At 68.9% G+C, this 17,533-nt stretch carries 12 protein-coding genes; 6 read left to right on the top strand and 6 right to left on the bottom strand.

Features of this window, described 5'->3' with window-relative positions; genetic code table 11:
* The first annotated feature begins 77 nt into the window (after positions 1–77).
* From ACFVWG_RS06440 to ACFVWG_RS06425, 4 genes are all read left to right on the top strand, one after another.
* Positions 78–1,451, top strand: coding sequence for a class II 3-deoxy-7-phosphoheptulonate synthase (locus ACFVWG_RS06440; RefSeq protein WP_391542109.1), 1,374 nt, complete (start codon positions 78–80; stop codon positions 1,449–1,451).
* Positions 1,448–2,464 (top strand): threonine aldolase family protein, encoded by a 1,017-nt coding sequence (locus ACFVWG_RS06435; RefSeq protein ID WP_391542108.1) that lies wholly within the window; start codon positions 1,448–1,450, stop codon positions 2,462–2,464. Before ACFVWG_RS06440 ends, ACFVWG_RS06435 begins: the two co-directional genes overlap by 4 nt.
* 1,121 nt (positions 2,465–3,585) lie before the next feature.
* Entirely contained in the window at positions 3,586–4,149 is a 564-nt protein-coding gene (locus ACFVWG_RS06430; RefSeq protein WP_391542107.1) for an NADPH-dependent FMN reductase, read from the top strand.
* Positions 4,150–4,188: 39 nt separating this feature from the next.
* The gene (locus ACFVWG_RS06425; RefSeq protein ID WP_391542106.1) at positions 4,189–5,166 is read left to right on the top strand and encodes a ribose-phosphate diphosphokinase; all 978 of its coding nucleotides are present in this window, start codon (positions 4,189–4,191) and stop codon (positions 5,164–5,166) included.
* An 11-nt stretch (positions 5,167–5,177) separates the two neighbouring features.
* On the opposite strand, the gene ACFVWG_RS06420 is transcribed toward ACFVWG_RS06425, so the two are convergent.
* The 3 genes from ACFVWG_RS06420 to ACFVWG_RS06410 are packed head-to-tail and all read right to left on the bottom strand — an operon-like array spanning position 5,178 to position 11,740.
* Positions 5,178–7,763 (bottom strand): glycoside hydrolase family 97 catalytic domain-containing protein, encoded by a 2,586-nt coding sequence (locus tag ACFVWG_RS06420; RefSeq protein ID WP_391542105.1) that lies wholly within the window; start codon positions 7,761–7,763, stop codon positions 5,178–5,180.
* Between the two features lie 36 nt (positions 7,764–7,799).
* A complete protein-coding gene (locus ACFVWG_RS06415; protein WP_391542104.1) occupies positions 7,800–8,624 on the bottom strand; it encodes a GNAT family N-acetyltransferase in 825 nt (274 codons plus the stop codon).
* A 2-nt stretch (positions 8,625–8,626) separates the two neighbouring features.
* The gene (locus ACFVWG_RS06410; protein WP_391542103.1) at positions 8,627–11,740 is read right to left on the bottom strand and encodes a DPP IV N-terminal domain-containing protein; all 3,114 of its coding nucleotides are present in this window, start codon (positions 11,738–11,740) and stop codon (positions 8,627–8,629) included.
* A 110-nt stretch (positions 11,741–11,850) separates the two neighbouring features.
* Between ACFVWG_RS06410 and ACFVWG_RS06405 the strand changes: the two genes are divergently transcribed.
* Both ACFVWG_RS06405 and ACFVWG_RS06400 read left to right on the top strand, forming a co-directional pair.
* Positions 11,851–12,360, top strand: a complete 510-nt coding sequence (locus ACFVWG_RS06405; RefSeq protein WP_391542102.1) for a hypothetical protein — start codon at positions 11,851–11,853, stop codon at positions 12,358–12,360.
* A gap of 50 nt (positions 12,361–12,410) precedes the next feature.
* The gene (locus ACFVWG_RS06400) at positions 12,411–13,481 is read left to right on the top strand and encodes a glycoside hydrolase family 172 protein (protein ID WP_391542101.1); all 1,071 of its coding nucleotides are present in this window, start codon (positions 12,411–12,413) and stop codon (positions 13,479–13,481) included.
* Here the strand turns inward: ACFVWG_RS06400 and ACFVWG_RS06395 are convergent.
* From ACFVWG_RS06395 to pknB, 3 genes are read right to left on the bottom strand one after another with little or no spacing between them, the layout of a single operon-like run.
* Complete coding sequence (locus ACFVWG_RS06395) at positions 13,478–14,653, bottom strand: glucoamylase (RefSeq protein ID WP_391542100.1); 1,176 nt, start codon at positions 14,651–14,653, stop codon at positions 13,478–13,480. The two genes, ACFVWG_RS06400 and ACFVWG_RS06395, sit on opposite strands and share 4 nt — an antisense overlap.
* Positions 14,654–14,660: 7 nt before the next feature.
* Complete coding sequence (locus ACFVWG_RS06390; protein ID WP_391542099.1) at positions 14,661–15,542, bottom strand: DMT family transporter; 882 nt, start codon at positions 15,540–15,542, stop codon at positions 14,661–14,663.
* 13 nt (positions 15,543–15,555) lie between these two features.
* Positions 15,556–17,499: a Stk1 family PASTA domain-containing Ser/Thr kinase gene (gene pknB, locus ACFVWG_RS06385; protein WP_391542098.1), complete on the bottom strand. Its 1,944-nt coding sequence runs from the start codon at positions 17,497–17,499 to the stop codon at positions 15,556–15,558.
* Positions 17,500–17,533: the final 34 nt, after the last annotated feature.

Genomic DNA, 17,533 nt, shown 5'->3' with positions numbered 1-17,533 from the left:
AGGGAGGGAGGCAGGCGGGGAGGGGTGTGACTGAGACGGGAGTGCGGGGGGTGGTGGGGCTCGAATAGGGTTGGGGCATGCAATTCGCGACGTTGAGTGCCGGTGAAGTGCCTGGCGTGCCGAGTCTGGACGAGCTGCGGGGGCTGAAGCCGTTGCAGCAGCCGGAGTGGCCTGATCCGGTGGCGTTGGAGCAGGTGATCGCGGAGCTGCGGAGGCTGCCGCCGCTGGTGTTCGCGGGTGAGTGTGACGACCTGACGACCAAGATCGGTGCGGTGGCGCGGGGTGAGGCGTTCCTGCTGCAGGGTGGGGACTGCGCGGAGACCTTCGACGGGGTGACCGCGGAGAACATCCGGGCCAAGCTCCGGGTGCTGCTGCAGATGTCCGTCGTGCTGCAGTACGCCGCGAGTGTGCCGGTCGTGAAGGTCGGGCGGATCGCCGGGCAGTACGCGAAGCCGCGCAGTTCTGGTGAGGAGACTCGGGACGGCGTGACGCTGCCGTCGTACCGGGGAGATGCCGTCAACGGGCTGGAGTTCACGCCCGAGGCGCGGATCCCGGACCCGCGCCGGCTGCGCGGGGTCTACAACGCGGCCGCCGCGACGCTGAACCTGACGCGCGCGTTCACCACGGGTGGGTACGCCGACCTGCACCAGGTGCACGCCTGGAACACCGACTTCGTGAAGTCCTCGCCGGTCGGCCGGCGGTACGAGCAGCTGGCGACCGAGATCGAGCGGGCGCTGGCGTTCATGCGCGCCTGTGGCGCGACCGCCGACGAGTTCCGGACCGTTGATTTCTACGCGTCGCACGAGGCGCTCATCCTCGAGTACGAACACGCGCTGACCCGGATCGACTCGCGCACCGAGCAGCCGTACGACGTCGGCGGCCACCTGCTGTGGGTGGGGGAGCGGACGCGTCAGCTGGATGGGGCCCACATCGAGTTCCTGTCCTCGCTGTCCAACCCGCTCGGCGTGAAGATCGGCCCGACCACGACGCCGGAGTACATCCGGGCGCTGACCGACAAGCTGAACCCGAAGGGGATCGAGGGCCGGCTGACCTTCATCACCCGGATGGGCGCGGGCAAGATCCGCGACGGGCTGCCGCCGCTGCTGGAGGCCGTGCGCGACCACGGTTCGCCGATCGCGTGGGTCTGCGACCCGATGCACGGCAACACCTTCGAGACCCCGAACGGGTACAAGACCCGCAGCTTCGACGCGGTCATGGACGAGGTCCAGGGCTTCTTCGACGCGCACGAGCAGGTCGGCACCTGGCCGGGCGGCATCCACATCGAGCTGACCGGCGACGACGTCACCGAGTGCGTCGGCGGCGGTGAGGCGCTCGTCGCCGAGGACCTCGCGAACCGGTACGAGACCGCCTGCGACCCGCGGCTGAACCGGCACCAGTCGCTCGAGCTCGCGTTCCTGGTCGCCGAGCGGCTGCGGGCTGCACGGGCATGATCGACCTGCGGTCGGACACCGTCACCCAGCCGTCGGCGGGGATGCTGGCGGCGATGACGAGCGCTCCGCTCGGCGACGACGTGTACGGCGAAGACCCGACGGCCAACCAGCTCGAGGAGACCGTCGCCGGGCTGCTGGGTCATGAGGCCGGGCTCTTCACGGTCACGGGTTCACTCGCGAATCTCCTCGGCGTACAGGCTCTGGTGCCGCGCGGCGGGGAGCTGCTGTGTGAGGCGAGCGCCCATGTGGTGCGTGCCGAGCTGGGCGCGCACGCGGCCGTCAGCGGCGTCACCACGCGCACGTGGATCGGGCCGACCGACCTCACGCAGGTCCAGGCGTTGATCGCGCCTGATCTCGGCCCGTACTTCGTCACCACCTCGGCCGTCTCGGTCGAGAACACGCACAACTTCGGCGGCGGCGCGATCCAGCACGGGTACGACGCACTGGCCGACGAACTCGAATCCCGCAACATCCCGCTGCACCTCGACGGCGCACGGTTGTGGAACGCGGCCGTCGCCACCGGTCGGACACCGGCCTCGTACGCCGGTCGCGCAGCGGCTGCCAGCGTCTGCCTCTCCAAGGGCCTGGGCGCCCCGGTCGGTTCCGTCCTCGTCGGTTCCACCGAACTGATTCGCGAGGCCCGGGTCTGGCGCAAGCGACTCGGCGCGGGCTGGCGACAGGCCGGCGTACTGGCTGCTGCTGGTCTGTATGCGCTCGAGCACAACATCGACCGCCTCGCCGAAGACCACGCCAACGCCCGCCTGATCGCCGAAGCCCTCGCCGACGCGGCCCCCGGCTCGGTCAAACCCGACCAGGTCGACACCAACATCGTCATCGCCGACCTCGCCACCACCGGCAAGTCGGTCCCCGAGGTAGTCGCCGCCGCCCGCGCCGAAGGCGTCCTCGTCGGCGGCGTGGGCGCCACCCAGCTCCGAGTAGTCACCCACCTGGACGCCTCCACTGCGGACTGCCGCACCGCCGCAGACCTCCTAGCCCGCCTCCTCACCAGCTAACCCCCTCGCCTCACCGCAGACCTCCTAGCCCGCCTGCTCACCGGCTAACCCCCTCGCCTCACCGCTTCCATCCCGCCGATCCAGCGGTCCCCGCCCGCCGCCGCGCCGTTCCCGCCGCCGGGCCGTTCCCGCCCCGGCCCTCCACCCCGCTGACCCTCCCACCCGCTGACCCGGCCGCTCCCGCCCCACCCGTTCCCGCGCCGCCGATTCAGCGGTTCCCGCCCGCCGCCCCGGCCGTTCCGCCCCGCCGATTTGCCTGGCTAGGCACCGCGCTTGGGGGTTCTGCACCGTGGTTAAGGGTGCTGAACCCCCCATTTGAGTGCCTAGCCAGCGAAATGCGGATTGGGCGAGGGCGGGGGGACGGGGCGGCGGGACGGGCGGGGTTACGGCATCACGGGTGGGGCTGGGGACACCGGCACCACGGGTGGGGGTGGTGACGCCAGCACGACGGTGCGATCTTCGACGAGCTCCTGCCTGGTGACACCGGCGCATGGGCGGGGTGGGGACGCCGGCACCACGGGTTGGGGTGGGGACGCCGGCACCACGGGTTGGGGTGGGGACGCCGGCACCACGGGTTGGGGTGGGGACGCCGGCACCACGGGTTCGGGTGGGGACACCGGCACCACGGTGCGATCTTCGACAAGCCCCTGACTGGTGACACCGGCGCATGGGCGGGGTGGTGACGGGGGTTGGCTGGTTGTACGCCGGTCGGCCGTGGCCGGCGTACAGGCGGTTGGTTGTCGTCGCGGCTGATCAACTCGGGAGTGTGGCCGGTCGGTCCGGTGGCTGGGGGCAAGGACGGTGGCCGGAGGTGCAACCTTGCCGGGGGCTGGAGGGGCTGTGGTTGCCGGCCGTGGCGAGGGGCCGTTGGCTGGCGTCCATTTGAGGGGAGATCCGTTCAAGTTGACCCTTCTCTGGCCAAAAAACGAGGGGAGAACCAGCGACTTGGGGGGAGATCCCCTCAAATTCCGCACTGTGATCGGGGCCAAGACGCTCGGGCGGGGTGCACAGCTGATGCCCACCCACCCACCCACCCACCCGCCGACCTGTCCAGCGGCGGTGGGACTCCACGGAGCGGGGGTGCTGGGTCGGGCTGAGGTAGTTTATGTTTCAATTGTTCTATGACTGACTTGGACATTCTGGGGATCTCGGGCTCGTTGCGGGCCGGCTCGCTGAACACTGCGCTGCTGCGGGCGGCGCAGAAGCATGCGCCGGCGGGGGTGGCGATCGACCTGTACGACGGGTTGGCGGAGCTGCCGTATTACGACGGGGACCTGGATACCGAGGAGAACCTGCCTGCTCAGGTGCGGGCGTTGCGGGAGCGGATTCACGCGGCGGACGGGGTGCTGTTCGCGACTCCGGAGTACAACTACTCGATCCCGGGTGGGCTGAAGAACCTGATCGACTGGGCTTCGCGGCCGTCGGCGACGTCGTCGTTGCTGCACAAGCCGGTGGCGATCATGGGGGCGGCGCCGACGAACTTCGGGACGGTTCGGGCGCAGCTGGCGTTGCGGCAGGTGTTCGTCTGGACGCACTCCGATGTCGTGGTGAAGCCCGAGGTGATGGCTTTCCGGGCGCACGAGCGGTTCGACGAGGCCGGGAACCTGGTCGACGAGGGCACCATCAAGCTGGTCACCTCGCTCGTGGACGCCCTCGCCGACAAGATCCGCACCGCGGCCAAGTAGGGTTCGCAGTGTCGTAGTCGGCAGCGTTCGGGGAGAGCCGTGCGAGAGATCGTCGTGTTCAGCGGAAATGCCCACACCGAATTTGCAGAGCGGATCTGCGCCGACCTCGGCGTTCAGCTCTCACCGGTGGAGATCCATCGTTTCAGCAATGACTGCCTGCAGGCGCAGTTGCAGGCGAACTGCCGGCAGCGCGACGTCTACATCGTGCAGCCGTTGGTGCCGCCGACGCAGGAGCACCTGATGGAGCTGCTGCTGATGATCGACGCCGCCCGCGGCGCCTCGGCGCAGCAGATCACCGCGGTGATGCCGCACTACGCGTACGCGCGGTCGGACAAGAAGGACGCGTCCCGGATCTCGATCGGCGGCCGGCTGGTTGCCGACCTGCTGGTCGCGGCCGGGGTCGATCGGGTGCTGACGATGGCACTCCACGCACCCCAGGTGCACGGGTTCTTCTCCGTACCGGTCGACCACCTGACCGCGATCGGCGTACTGGCTGATCACTTCCGCGGCCGCGATCTCAGCGACACGGTCGTGGTCAGCCCGGACCTCGGCGCCGCGAAGACCGCGACCCAGTTCGCCCGGCTGCTCGGGCTGCCGGTGGCTGCGGGCAGCAAGCAGCGGCTGGCCGACGACCGGGTCGTGATCGACGCGATCGTCGGTGACGTCACCGGGAAGCGGGCGATCGTGCTCGACGACGAGATCGCCACCGGCGGTTCGATCATCGAGCTGCTCGACCGGCTGAAGGAGCGCGGCGTCACCGAGGCCGCGATCGCCTGTACCCACGGCCTGTTCGCCGGGAAGGCCGTCGAGCGGTTGCGGTCGCATCCGCTGATCACCGAGGTGATCAGCACGGACACGGTTCCGCGGCCCGACGGCTTCCCCGAGCTGCAGGTCAGCTCGGTGGCCGGCCTGTTCGCCGAGGCGATCAAGCGGATCCACGGCGGCGAGTCGGTCAGCAGTCTGTTCGACGGCGTCGACCCGACCCACGGGCCGCCGCAGCCGAAGCTTCCCTTCTAGAGACGGCAGAGCTAAGGCCGACAGGTCAGCGCGGCCAGCCCCCAATCGGCATGGTCGGAGTTCTTGCCGTTGCCGCCGTCCGTGGTGGCGAGAGTGAGCCGTTTGACCCCGGTGAGATCAAGGTCGAGCAAGGTCGCGGCGCCGCGCCGGATGACCGGCGTACTGGCGAGGGTTCGGCCGTCACCCGTCACCACGAAGGTGACCGAACCTTCGTCGGTCGTGACGTCGTCGTCCACGCCGACCTCGGCGACGAATCGGGTGCAGGCTGCGCCCAGCCAGGTGGTCAACGAGCTGGCCGCATGGGATCCGATGCCCTTCGCGTAGGTCTTCCCGCCGATCGTCAACGTCGCCGGTGGGTTCTCGCCGCCGTGACTGTGGTCGCGTTGTTGCGGTCGTCCGAAGCCGTTGGTCTCGTCCGTCCAGGGCAGATCACTCACGTACGTCGAGCCGCGGGGCGGCAGCGGTTCGGCGAAGATCCGGGCCGCGTCCGCGGAGTAGATCTTCCGTCCGTCCGGCGCCGTGTAGTTGCCGCCGACAACGAGATCCAGATCGCCGCGGACGCCGTTGGGCCCGACCTTCAAGGTCCACGATCCGCTGACGCTCTCGCCGTCGCGGAGCAGGCTCTTGCGGACGGGCTTGCCCGATAACGACCATCCGGCCGGTACGTCGGGAGCCAGCACGAGATCGCGGACCGGACCACCGGTTCGGGCCACGAAGATGCCTTGGACCTTCACCGTGCCGCCGGTGGTGACGGTGGTCGGCGTTGCGTCGACCAGGACCGTCGTACTGGGTGCAACCTGATGCAGTTGGTCGCAGGTGGTACGGCCGGTCTTGTACGGGCAGGCCTGCAGGACGAAGCCTCCGTGCTCGGCGGTGTCGATCGTGAGCTGATCCTCGCCGGTCCGGACGCTGCTCGACCGCACCAGGGTCGGGCCGTTGTCGGTGATCGTCTCGACCAGCCATCGGCCGCCGCCGCTCAGGAACGACAGCGGTACGGCGATCGCTCCCGCCGTACCGGAACTGATTCCGCCGACGAACCAGGTGGTTCCGTTGCGCCGGGCAATCACCGCTTGCTCACCAGGTGCACCGGAGATCAGCCGAGTCTCATCCCATGCCGTCGGCAACTGACCGAGGAACCGAGCGCCCTCGGGTTGGGAATCGAGCTCCTCGGGGGAGCTGACGATGTGCGTCCAGCCGGACTCGTACACCACGGGCAGCGCTAGTTCGTGTGCGTTGGAGGTCTGCGGCTTGGAGGTGGCGAAGCGGGTCGGCGTGTAGTCCATCGAGCCGATCACGTTGCGGGTGAAGGGCAGGATCGTGTTCCGGGTCGCGTTCAGCCCGTTCTCCTCGCCGCGGACGCCTTCCATCGTCATCAGGTGCGGCCAGGTCCGGGCCAGGCCGTGCGGCACGGTCGAGCCGTGGAAGTTGATCATCAGGTGGCGTTCGGCGGTGTCGGCCAGGATCGCGTCGTACCACTGGTAGCGGGCCTGGGTATCGGACTCCATGAAGTCGACCTTGATTCCCTTGATGCCCCAGGCAACGAGTTTCGGGAGCCAGTCGTCGCGCTGCGCCTGCGTCTCCAGATTCGTCCAGTGGAACCAGACGAGCACCTCGACGCCACGCGCCCGCGCGTACCGGGTCAGGGCCGGTATCCAGGCCGGGCTCCACCCTTCATCGACAAGGACGTATTTGAGGTTGCTCTTCGCGGCGGAGTCGACATAGTCCTTCTGTCGTTCGAAGTCGCGGGGACTGGAGTTCTCGGCCAGCCACGACCACGAGGACAGCCCGGGCTTGATCCAGCTGGTGTCGGTGAACCGCGCGGGGTCGGCCAGGTCGTCCACCAGGGTGGACCCGGTCACGGTCGCGAGGTCGCCGACGATCATCGTCCGCCAGGCGGTTGCCGTGGTCACCACCTCCGGGTCGGCCAGCTGTACGTCGTACCGGCTGGAGCCCTGGGTGTGCGTGAGGCGCGCGCCGGAGTAGCGGCCGTCGAGTCCGGATTCGGCCAGCAGTGCATAGGTGCTGCCGGTGCGGAAGAGTGCGGGGTGGCCGAACTGTCCGGTGGGTGCGGTCGACGCTGTGGCCTGGGCGTGCTCGTTCTCGTGTTGCGGACTGTACGGCTGCAGCCAGCTGGCTGCGCTGGGCGCCAGCTCGTAGCCGCCGGTCTCGCGCTTCACGGTCACCGGGCCCGGCAGTTCGTACCGGAATCCAACGCCGTCATCCGACACGCGGACCACGAGTGTGAACGACCCACTGGCGTTGCCGAAGGTCAGGCGACTCTCTTCCTGTACGACGTTGCGCTGCCGCTGTTTGCCGGTCGTCATCGTGTACGACGTGCGCACGGGCCGATGGCTCTCGGCGCGCAAGGTCAGATCCTTCGACAGGTCACCGGCGGTAGTGATCAGGCCGAGGTCGGCGACTTCGACCGCTTCAATGGATCCGCTGTGGACCTTTAGCCGGAGGGTGCCGGCGGACGACTCCACGGTCGCGCCGACAGAGCCGACGCCGGGAAGCGTCCAAGTGGTGTCCGCGGCGGCAGTTGCTGGGAGGGTGGGGATGAGTAGGGCGGTGCTGAGAACGAGAGCGAGACGGGACATGGGCGGTCCTCACGATCGTTGGAAACGATCCCAAGGCTAGCCCAGCTCGAGAGTGGTCGTCGCGAAGATGCCTGTCGTATCGACGTCCGGCACGGCGCCGGTGTACATCCGGGCGCACTCGAAGGTCGGGCGCAGTCCGAGCTGCTCGGCCAGTTTCAGGGCGGGCGGGTTGTTGTCGGGGACGTCCACCGCGATGTGGATGTCCTTGGCGAGGCTTGCAACGAGCGCGGCGGCGATCTCCGGCGATGCCGCGTAGAGCGGGCCGATCCGCGCTCCGTTGTGGGACGGCCGCAGTACGGCGAACCCTTCGAGCCGGCCGTCCCGGACCGCCGCGAGTGAGCGGTGCCCGGGCAGGCTCACCCACAGCGCCAGGAAGGCATCGCGGGCCGCCGGGAAGAACCGGCGGTCGTAGGCGGCCAGCTGATCGAACGGGACGGATCGTCCGTCGACCAGCTCGACCTCTGTCGTGACCGACTCGGGGATGCCTTCGTGGCGGATGTGGTTGTAGGCGTGGCGGAAGCCGGACTTGCGGTAGTTGGGCTGCTGGTCGCTCACTCCGTCGAGGGCGACGTTGCGGCCGGCAAGCTGCTCCATCAGTGCGCGCCACATCTGGATCCCATAGCCCTTGCCGCGCTCTGCGGGCCGGACGATGTACAGGCCGAGGAAAGCGAAGTCACCGCCGTACCGGACACCGGAGATCGACGCGATCGGCTCACCGTCGAGCCGGCCGACCAGGAAGCCGGCCGGGTCGGCGGCGGTGAACGCGAGGGAGTCCAACTGGCCCGGATTCCAGCCTTCGGCAGCGGCCCATTCGCTGAACCGCTGCACATCCGCCGCGCTTGCCGTGTCGATCTCGAACATCTTTACCCTTCACAACACAGTCGGTGCAGCCACTCGGGCTCGTGCCACCAGTATTCCGGGTCGTGGGCATGCGCCTGCGCCCGGCTGAGCGGCGCCGGGCCCGCGGTCGCCGTCTCCTTCCCGACCCACGGTGCCAGGAGTTGGTCGACCGTGTGGAGTTTGCCCGCGACCATGACCCGATCGACCGCGGCTGCTGCCCGAATGTCGGCCAGCGGATCGCCGGTGACGAACGAGAGGTCGGCCTGAGCGCCCGGCTTGATCACGCCGAGCTTGTCCTCGAGCCGGAGCCAGCGCGCCGGGTTCCGGGTCGCCGTCGTGAGTGCCTCGTACGGCGTGAAGCCGCCGGCCACCATCGACCGCAAGTTGGCGTGCAGTGAGATCGCCATGTTGTCCAGCGGGGTGTCGGTTCCCGAGATGACCAGGCCGCCGCCGCGATGGATCCGCAGCACCATATCGACGTTCCCGCGCAGCAACTCGCGCGTGGTCACCCCGGCCGGTCCTTTGGCGGTGTCGACCTCGCCTTGCAGGTAGGTGTACTCCCAGGACGGATACAGCGTCGTCGTACGGCGATCTGTGAGCAGCGACGGGTCATCGACGTGCGCCATCGTCGAGTTGAACAGGGTCGGCGTGACGGACAGTCCGGCCTTGGTGAACAACGTGACGACATCGGCATACGCGCGCCCGAGCCGGCTGACCGTGTGTGAGTAGCCGAGGCGGTTGGTCGCGCCGGTGTGTTCCATCCCGTCCATGCCGAGATGCTCGGCCGGGTAGAGGTAGTGCGACGACAACTGCAGCCCAAGCCGATGGACGGCGGCGATCGCGCGTCGCTGGAAGTCGATCGGCAGCCGGACGTAGGTCTTCACCAGGTCATAGGCGAGCCCTTCGACCCGGTCGAGCTCGAGTCCCAGTTGTTTCACGGTCAGGGTCGGTCGCATGAAGTTGTAGTAGATGCGTGAACCGTCGATCGCCTCGCCGGTGGCGAAGTACCGCGGACCGGTCAGAGAACCGTGAGAGAGCGCTTCCCGGGTTTCCTGCATCTGGTACGCCGGGTCGCCGGGAGAGCGCGTACTCGTGATCCCGTAGACCAGCCAGAGGTTGCCTTGCCGCGCACCCCAGGCCCGGCCGCGCAGATGCCAGTGGTTGTGGGCGTCGATCAGCCCGGGCATCACGGTGAGCTTCGACGCGTCGATGTCCGCGCGCCCGTGATGCGGCCGGACGGCGGCGATCCGGGACCCGTCGAGGACGACGTCGACGTCCCGCCGGAGAGCGGTCTCCCGGCCGTCCCACAGCGCTCCCGCGTGGATCGTGACGTGCTGGTTGATCGTTGCCCGGCGCCACTGCAGGTCGATGGCGACTGTGCGTGGCCGGGAGCCGTGAAGGTCGGTCCGGCGGAGGCTGCCGTTGTTCAGGTAGAGCAGCGTGGTGCTGTCCTGCCAGACCGGGGAGTCGGTGACTTCGGACGTGATCGCTCGCGGTTCGCCGGTGAAGCGACCGCGTTGGTCGACCGGAACGACGTACAGGAGGCTCTCGACCACGAACGCGAGGTGGCGGCCGTCGGGGGAGAAGACCGGGCCGTCGTCGCCGCGGGTGGCGAGTGAGCGGAACGGCATCGGTTCGACGTACTCGAGGGCAGCGGTGGCGACATCGACGTACAGGAGCTGGCTGGTGCCTTCGCGGAAGCGTTTGGAGGTCGGCTTGACCGCGGCGAGGACCAGAGTCTTGCCGTCCCGGGACCAGCTGACGCGGCCCGGCTGGAAGAGCGTCGGGGTCAGTTGGCGCAAGGCGTTGGTGGCGAGATCCAGTACCCAGGCGATCCCGTCCTGGTCCTGGTACGCGACCTGCTTGCCGTCCGGCGAGAAGCGGGGCGCGGTCTGAGCGCCGGGCAGTGCAGAGAGCTTGCGATCCGTTCCAGCCTTGAGATCGTGCAGCCAGAGGTCGGCGGCGCCGTCGCGATCGCTTGCGTACAGCAACGACTTGCCGTCGGGGGAGAAGTCGGGATCGCTGTTGAAGTAGCCGTCAGCAACGAGTTTGCGTGGTTGCCCCCGGCCACTCGTTGCCGCCAGCCACAAGGCGTTCAGGGCGCGGAAGGCGATCCAGTGTCCGTCCGGTGACGCCGTCGGGCCGGCGATCCCCAGTACCGGACGCGAACCGGTCGGTTCCAGCTCCGGCGACTTCGGGCGCGGGCGGCGTGAGGTGATCGGCACTGTGGCAGCGAACGGTACGACGGTGTGCGCGCCGCCGACCTGATGACGGACGACGTGGCCGTCGGCCGTGTACACGAGCTCGTTCGCCGACACCCAGGACGGCGGCAGCGCGAAGACGTCCTTGCCGCTGGTTACCTTCTGGTCGCCGATCACGAGGTCGCAGACCGGTCCGCTGAGGCGGACATACGCGAGCTGGCCGGTGGGGGAGTAGGCCGGGCCGTAGACGGTGCTGCCGGTCTGCGCCGGGACCACGGTACGGCGGGCGCCGGTGCCGAGGTCGACCTCCGCGATCGACGACGCGTCGACGGTGAACGCGAGCCTCGTGCCGTCGGCGGAGACGGTGGGCTCGGCCTCCTCGGTCGGATCGTCGGTCAGCGCGGTGATCTTCGACGTGTCGAGGTCGAGCCGATAGATGCCGTAGCTGCCGGTGCTGCCGCGGTCGGAGGAGAACACGACGGCACGGCCGTCCGGGGTGAAGTGCGGTTCGCGGTGATCCTTCGGGCCGGTGCTGAGCTGGCTCAGGTTGTTGCCGTCAGCATCGATTGACCAGAGGTGGAAGTTGCCGTCGCGATAGGACTGGAACACGATCCGCCGGCTGTCCGGTGACCATCGCGGCCGGGTGGCGTCCTGCAGGTCGTCGGTCAGTCGCCGGGAGGCGCCACCGGCGGCCGGGGTCACCCAGATCGCGGTGACCAGGTCGAAGGCCAGCCAGCGGCCGTCCGGCGAGGCCGCGACCATGATGTTGGTGCCTTCGCTCAGGACCGCTTGGCCGGGCGCCGTCGTACCGGCTGCGGTTGCGGTGGCGGGAGCGGTCGAGAGAGCGCTTACTGCGGCGACTCCGCCGCTCAGTTGCAGGGCGCGGCGCCGCGAGATGCTCCAGGCGCCGGGGTCGGTCGATTCCTCGTGAACCACGGTCGTTCCAATCGCTGGGAGGGCGAAGGGGGCTCCTCCGACACTGCCAGGCTGATAGGTCAGCAACGACCTGACCGGCGCGTCGCACACGCTCGTCTATTGTCTGCGGCATGGTTTCGGTGTCTTCGCGGGTGCAGGCCCTGGCAGTGAGCGCTTTCTGTGTTCTGGTGGCGGTGCTGGCCGGGGTGCTGGTGGACGGCCGGCTCGACCGGCATTGGATCCTGCGGGGGATGACGCTCGCGCTGGCGTTGTGTTGTGCGGCCCTGCTGGCCGGTGACCAGAGCCGGCGGCTGCGGCGGATCATCGTCGCGGTCGGGCTGGCGATGTTCGGAGTGGTCTTCCCGGTGACGACCACGACCTGGGCGAGTCCGCCGGAGATCGACTTCGCCCTGCAGGTCGCTTCGGACGCTGCGGCGGCTGCTCAGAAGGCCAGCCGCTCGGCGGTCACGATCGACGATGTGAAGGCGGCCGCCACGGCACGTGGTGGAGCGGTCGGGTCGCCGGTGGACGCTCGCGGCGCTGACGCCTATCCGCTCATTCTGCGGGCCAATCCGGCGCTGGGGCGGCCGTGGGCCTGCCTGAGCTTCACCGGCCTGGACGCCAAGGTTCGTCCCTGCTGATCGCCCCTGAGGGGCTGGGCAATCGATTTCTCATCGCCTAGGGTCGCATTATGACTCTTGGGAACCTGTCCGGAATCAGCGCGCTCGCGGACGTCGAGACGCGCTCCATCAGCGCGGAGAACCCGACCGGTGAGCCGGGCCAGGGCGGCCGTCGTACCGAAGGAACGGGCGCTCACGCGGCCCGGGACCTCGGTCAGGGCTGGAAGGTGTCGCCGTCGATCCAGATCGGTCCGGGGGAGACCGCCACCCTGGCCGACATCACCGGCTCCGGGGCCATCACCCACATCTGGCTGACAACTCATGTAGACCACTGGCGGCGGCTGGTGCTCCGGGCGCACTGGGACGGCGATGAGGCTCCGGCGATCGAGACTCCGGTCGGTGACTTCTTCTGCTCGGGCTGGGGCAAGTTCGCTCAGGTGAACTCGCTGCCGGTCGCTGTGAACCCGAACGGCGGCTTCAACTGCTACTGGGAGATGCCGTTCCAGTCCCAGGCCACTCTGACGCTGGAGAACACTCACGACGAGGCTGTGGTGGTCTACTTCCAGGTGGACTACTGGCTGGGCGCCGTACCGGACAAGTCGGCGTACCTGCATGCGCAGTGGCGTAGGAGCAACCCGCTCGCGGCTGCGACCGTGCACACGCTGCTGGACGGCGTGGAGGGTCCGGGGCACTACGTGGGCACGTACCTCGCGTGGGGCGTCAACAGCAGTGGCTGGTGGGGTGAGGGCGAGGTGAAGTTCTACCTGGACGGAGACGAGGAGTTCCCGACCATCTGCGGTACCGGTACTGAGGACTACTTCGGGGGTGCGTGGAACTTCGACGTACCGCACCTGGGTGGGTACACCGAGTTCAGTACGCCGTACCTCGGGATGCCGCAGGTGATCCGGCCGGACGGGCAGTACGCGAGCCAGCAGCGGTTCGGGATGTACCGCTTCCACCTGCCGGACCCGATCCGGTTCCGCACGCGGCTGCGCGCCGACGTACAGGCGCTGGGCTGGCGGTCGGGTGGACGCTATCTGCCGTTGCAGGACGACATTGCGTCGACCGCGTTCTTCTACTCGGCCAAGACCAGTACGACGCGGCCGGAGGCGCCGGTGCACGACGTGATGGAGATTTGCTAGGGGATCGGTAGTGGCCTCTGCAGGGCCTGATCGGCGAGGACGACCAGGGCGGCGGTCCAGCCCAGGGGTACCTCGCCGGCAGGCTGCTTGTCACGGTTGACCTTCTCCGAGAGGTGTCCGCTCGGTGTGCGGTAGTGGTCGAGCCAGCTCAGGATCGACTCGGCCGTGGCGCGGTCACCGCGGGCTGCAGCGCTCAGCGCGAACAGAGCGGTCTGCGGTGTCCAGGCGACGCCGTCTGCTCGCCAGTCCTCGCCGGGCGCCTGGCCGCCGTTCGGCTGGGTCAGGACAGCGCGGGTGTTGGCGATCGCCTGACTGACCTCGGCCCGCTCCGGAGCGAACGGTGGACCCAGCACGGTGACGATGGCATCAGCACCGCCACCGAGCCGGGTCGGCGGCAGACCGGGCTCCAAGAAGCTTTCTGCGTACGCCGGGGTGCGGGGGAAGGTCGGTGCGAACCGGCGCTCGGTTGCCGCGGCCAGAGTCTGCAGAGCGGCCTGCCAGCGGCCGGCCTCGGCGGTGCGACCGAGGTCGGTGGCGATCCGGATCGCAGCGCGTAGTCCGGTCAGCAGTGGCGCGACGGTGCCCAGAGTGACCTGAGACTCGTGCTGCTCCCAGTAGTCGGGTGAGGGCGCGGGCAGTCCGCTTGGCCGGAGCTCGCGGGTGATCTGGTCGGCGGACTCACGCACCATGTCCCAGTGCTGCTCACCGGTCCGGCAGAACCAGACCGCCCAGGGCACCCAGCCGGATCCGTCGAGCTGTTGCTCGCGACCGTCGTCGACCGGTTCGCCGGTCTCGCGGTACCGAGCCTCCCAGCGACCAGTGGTCGGCTTCACCCGCTCCAGAAAGTCGAGCACGCGGGCGGCCTCGGTGTTCTGGCCGACCGCGCAGCGGGCCGCTGCGACGAAGGACGCGTCCCGCGGCCAGACGTAGCGCCAGGGGCCGTCCCAGCCGGCCAGCGTGGCGCCGTTGGGCAGCGTGAGCGCGTCCAGGTCGGCGAGGGCCTGGGAGCGCAGGTCCGGTGCTGGAGCCCGCTGCGGTACGCCGGTGATGACGAGGTTCGGCTGTGGGTGGTGAGCGATGTTCACAGCACCACCTCCGGCCAGGACAGCCAGCAGTACGGCGATGGCCGCGGTGGGGAACCACCGGACCCGCCGGGCGCTGTTGTCCCGCATGGCTCTCCTACTGGGCGAGGTGCTGCACTTCGGCCTCGAACTTCCGTCGTGGCGCCAGCTCGACCAGGAACATCGCGGCCAGCACCAGAGCGCCGCCGGTCAGCATCCGCCAGGTCACACTCTCCGAGCCGAACAGCACCGCGAACGTCGACGCGAACACCGGCTCCATCGTCATGGCAATCGCAGCCCGGGTCGGGGTCAGATGGGCCTGTGCCCAGGTCTGCACGATCAGTGCGAGCGCACCGGCGATCAAAGCCATGTAGACCACGCTGATCCAGTCCCGGGTGTTGCCCGGCACCGAGAATCCACCAGGGATGGCGCCGATCGCGCAGACACAGGTGATGACGACCATCTGCAGCGCGGACAGCCCGAAGGCGTTCTCTGGAGTGGACCAGGCGCCCAGACCGATGATGTGCAAGGCATAGAGACCTGCCGAGGCCAGAGTGAGCAGCTCACCGGTACCCATGGTGAAGCCGCGCAGCGACAGGACACCGAGACCAACGGTGGCCAGTACTACCGCTACCCACGCCCAGCGGCCGATCTTGTGCCGGAGGATCACTGCGGCCAGCAGCGGCGTGAAGACGACGTACATGCCGGTGACGAAGCCCGAGACGGACGCGGGCGTGTGCCGGAGGCCTTCGGTCTGCACCAGCTGCGCGATGCCGTAAGTGATGCCCAGGGCAACGGCCCGGCCACGGTCCAGCCGGTTGAGGCGGGCAATGGCCGGCGGGTGGACCAGCAGCAGCGCGACGGACGCTATGAGGAATCGCAACGCCAGGTAGTCGGCGACGTCCATCCTGGTGAGCAGGTCCTTGGTGAGGAAGAACGTCGATCCCCAGGCCGCCGCCACGGTGAGCAATGCCAGTACGGCAAGGCGCGAGCGATTCACACGGGACAGCTAATCACAGCACCGTGACGGTGATGGTGCTGCCTGGCTTCGCCTTCTGACCAGCGCCCGGATTCTGGGCCGCGACGATGTTCAGACCGAGGTTCAGCGCGGCCTTCTCGACCTTCACCAGGAACCCGGCCTGCTTGAGGATCTGCTGGGCGTCGGCGAGCGACTTGCGCTTCACATTCGGTACGTCGACCAGCGGCGGGCCCTTGGAGACGACCACCTGCACCGTGTCCTTGGCGTGCAGTGTGCCGCCCTTCGGCGTCTGGCTGATCAGGGCGCCCTCGGGCACCTTCGCGTCGTACTGGTCGGTGCGCTTGACGACGAAGCCGAGCTTGCGCAGCGCGCGGTTCGCCTCGCGGTACGTCTTGCCGGTGAAGTCGGGGACCGCGATCGGCTTCTTGCCCTTGCTGACAACGAAGTTGACGGCGGTGTTCGGCTTCACGACCATGTCGAACCGGGGGTAGAAGGCAACCACCCGACCGGCCGGCACGGTCTCGTCGTACTGCTCCTTGACCTGGCCCTGCACGAGTTTGACCGGTGCGAGCGCCAGGTTCGCGGCGTCCAGATCCAGACCGGCCAGCTGCGGCACGCGGTAGCGCTCCGGGCCCTTGGAGACGGTGAGGTTGATCTCACCGTCCTTGCGGATCCGGTCGCCCGACTTGGGGTCGGTCGACACGACCTGTCCCTTGGGGACGTCCTCCGAGTAGTCCTGGTTGGACAGCGTGGTCCGCAGCCCGTACTTCTCGGCCTCCACAGCCGCTGCGGCCGGAGTGAGCTTCACGAGGTCCGGAGCGGTCGTGTAGAGGTGCACGCCGTAGTACCAGGCTGTCGTGCCGATACCGATCGCCGCCAGCAGGATGATGATCAGCGCGATCAGACCGCGGCTCGGCCGACGCCGTACGGGTGCCGGGGGTGGCTTCCGCGGTGCCGGCTGGCCGGTCGGGCGCCCACGGTCCACCGGTACGACGATGGTCTCGTGCCTGAGCACGTTGGGGTTCGACACCTCCCGCGTGTACCCGTCGTCGTAGTCGCTGTCCTGCCGGATCTGCTGGATCGGCACGGTCAGGTCGCCGGTCAGCTCCGGGTCGTCCGGTAGGCCCTCCTCGAGGGCGCTGCGCACCCGGCGTACCTGGCGGCTCAGCACGCGCGCATCTGCCGGGCGCAGGTCGCGCTCGCGGGCGGTGGCGCGCTGCACGAGCGCATCGACGTACGGCGGGATCTCCGGCTGCAGGAGTGACGGGGCGCGCACGTCGGCGTGCACATGCGCGTAGGCCACCTGGATCGGGGTGTCACCGCTGTGCGGCTTCTCCCCGGTCAGGAGCTCGTAGAGCAGGATGCCGGACGAGTACACGTCCGAGCGGGCGTCGGCACTGCCGTCGGTGACCAGCTCAGGAGCCAGGTAGGAGACGGTGCCCATCAGCAGGCCCTGGGTCGCGGTGTTGCCGGTAGCGCTGACCGCACGGGCCAGACCGAAGTCGGCGACCTTCACCACGCCGTTGTCGGAGAGCAGGACGTTCTCCGGCTTGATATCCCGGTGGACGATTCCGGCGTCGTGCGCTGCTGACAGTGCGGACAGGATCGGCGTCAGCAGGTCCAGAGCGCGGGCAGGCGACAGCGGTGCGTGTTCACGGATCAGGTCACGCAGCGTGCGGCCGGGGATGTACTCCATGGCGAGGAACAGCGTGCCGTTGTCGTCGCCCTGGTCGAACACGGCCACCACATTGGGGTGGGAGAGCTTGGCGGCGGCCCGGGCCTCGGCGACGAAGCGGCGGGCGAACTGGGCGTCGTCACCGAGCCCGTCGTGCATGATCTTCAGTGCGATGGTCCGGTCCAGGCGCATGTCCAGCGCCTGGTAGACGGTGGCCATGCCGCCCTTCGCGACACGGGCGCCCACGCGGTAGCGGCCGTCGAGCACACGCCCGACGAGGCGATCGCCAACCTGCGTGTCCACGTCATCCGTCACTGCTGGTGAGCCGCCTCTCAAG

It is taken from the genome of Kribbella sp. NPDC058245 (assembly GCF_042882005.1).
In the GTDB taxonomy this organism is placed as follows: Bacteria; Actinomycetota; Actinomycetes; order Propionibacteriales; family Kribbellaceae; genus Kribbella.
Note: the sequence above shows the minus strand (reverse complement) of the source record. Positions and strands in the feature narration are given on the sequence as shown.

Excerpts from the sequence above, each read along its gene's own strand:
- ACFVWG_RS06435 (WP_391542108.1), top strand. The coding sequence starts at position 1,448 with ATGATCGACCTGCGGTCGGACACCGTCACCCAGCCGTCGGCGGGGATG.
- ACFVWG_RS06400 (WP_391542101.1), top strand. The coding sequence starts at position 12,411 with ATGACTCTTGGGAACCTGTCCGGAATCAGCGCGCTCGCGGACGTCGAG.
- ACFVWG_RS06440 (WP_391542109.1), top strand. The coding sequence starts at position 78 with ATGCAATTCGCGACGTTGAGTGCCGGTGAAGTGCCTGGCGTGCCGAGT.
- ACFVWG_RS06395 (WP_391542100.1), bottom strand. The coding sequence starts at position 14,653 with ATGCGGGACAACAGCGCCCGGCGGGTCCGGTGGTTCCCCACCGCGGCC.
- ACFVWG_RS06405 (WP_391542102.1), top strand. The coding sequence starts at position 11,851 with ATGGTTTCGGTGTCTTCGCGGGTGCAGGCCCTGGCAGTGAGCGCTTTC.
- ACFVWG_RS06420 (WP_391542105.1), bottom strand. The coding sequence starts at position 7,763 with ATGTCCCGTCTCGCTCTCGTTCTCAGCACCGCCCTACTCATCCCCACC.
- ACFVWG_RS06415 (WP_391542104.1), bottom strand. The coding sequence starts at position 8,624 with ATGTTCGAGATCGACACGGCAAGCGCGGCGGATGTGCAGCGGTTCAGC.
- ACFVWG_RS06430 (WP_391542107.1), top strand. The coding sequence starts at position 3,586 with ATGACTGACTTGGACATTCTGGGGATCTCGGGCTCGTTGCGGGCCGGC.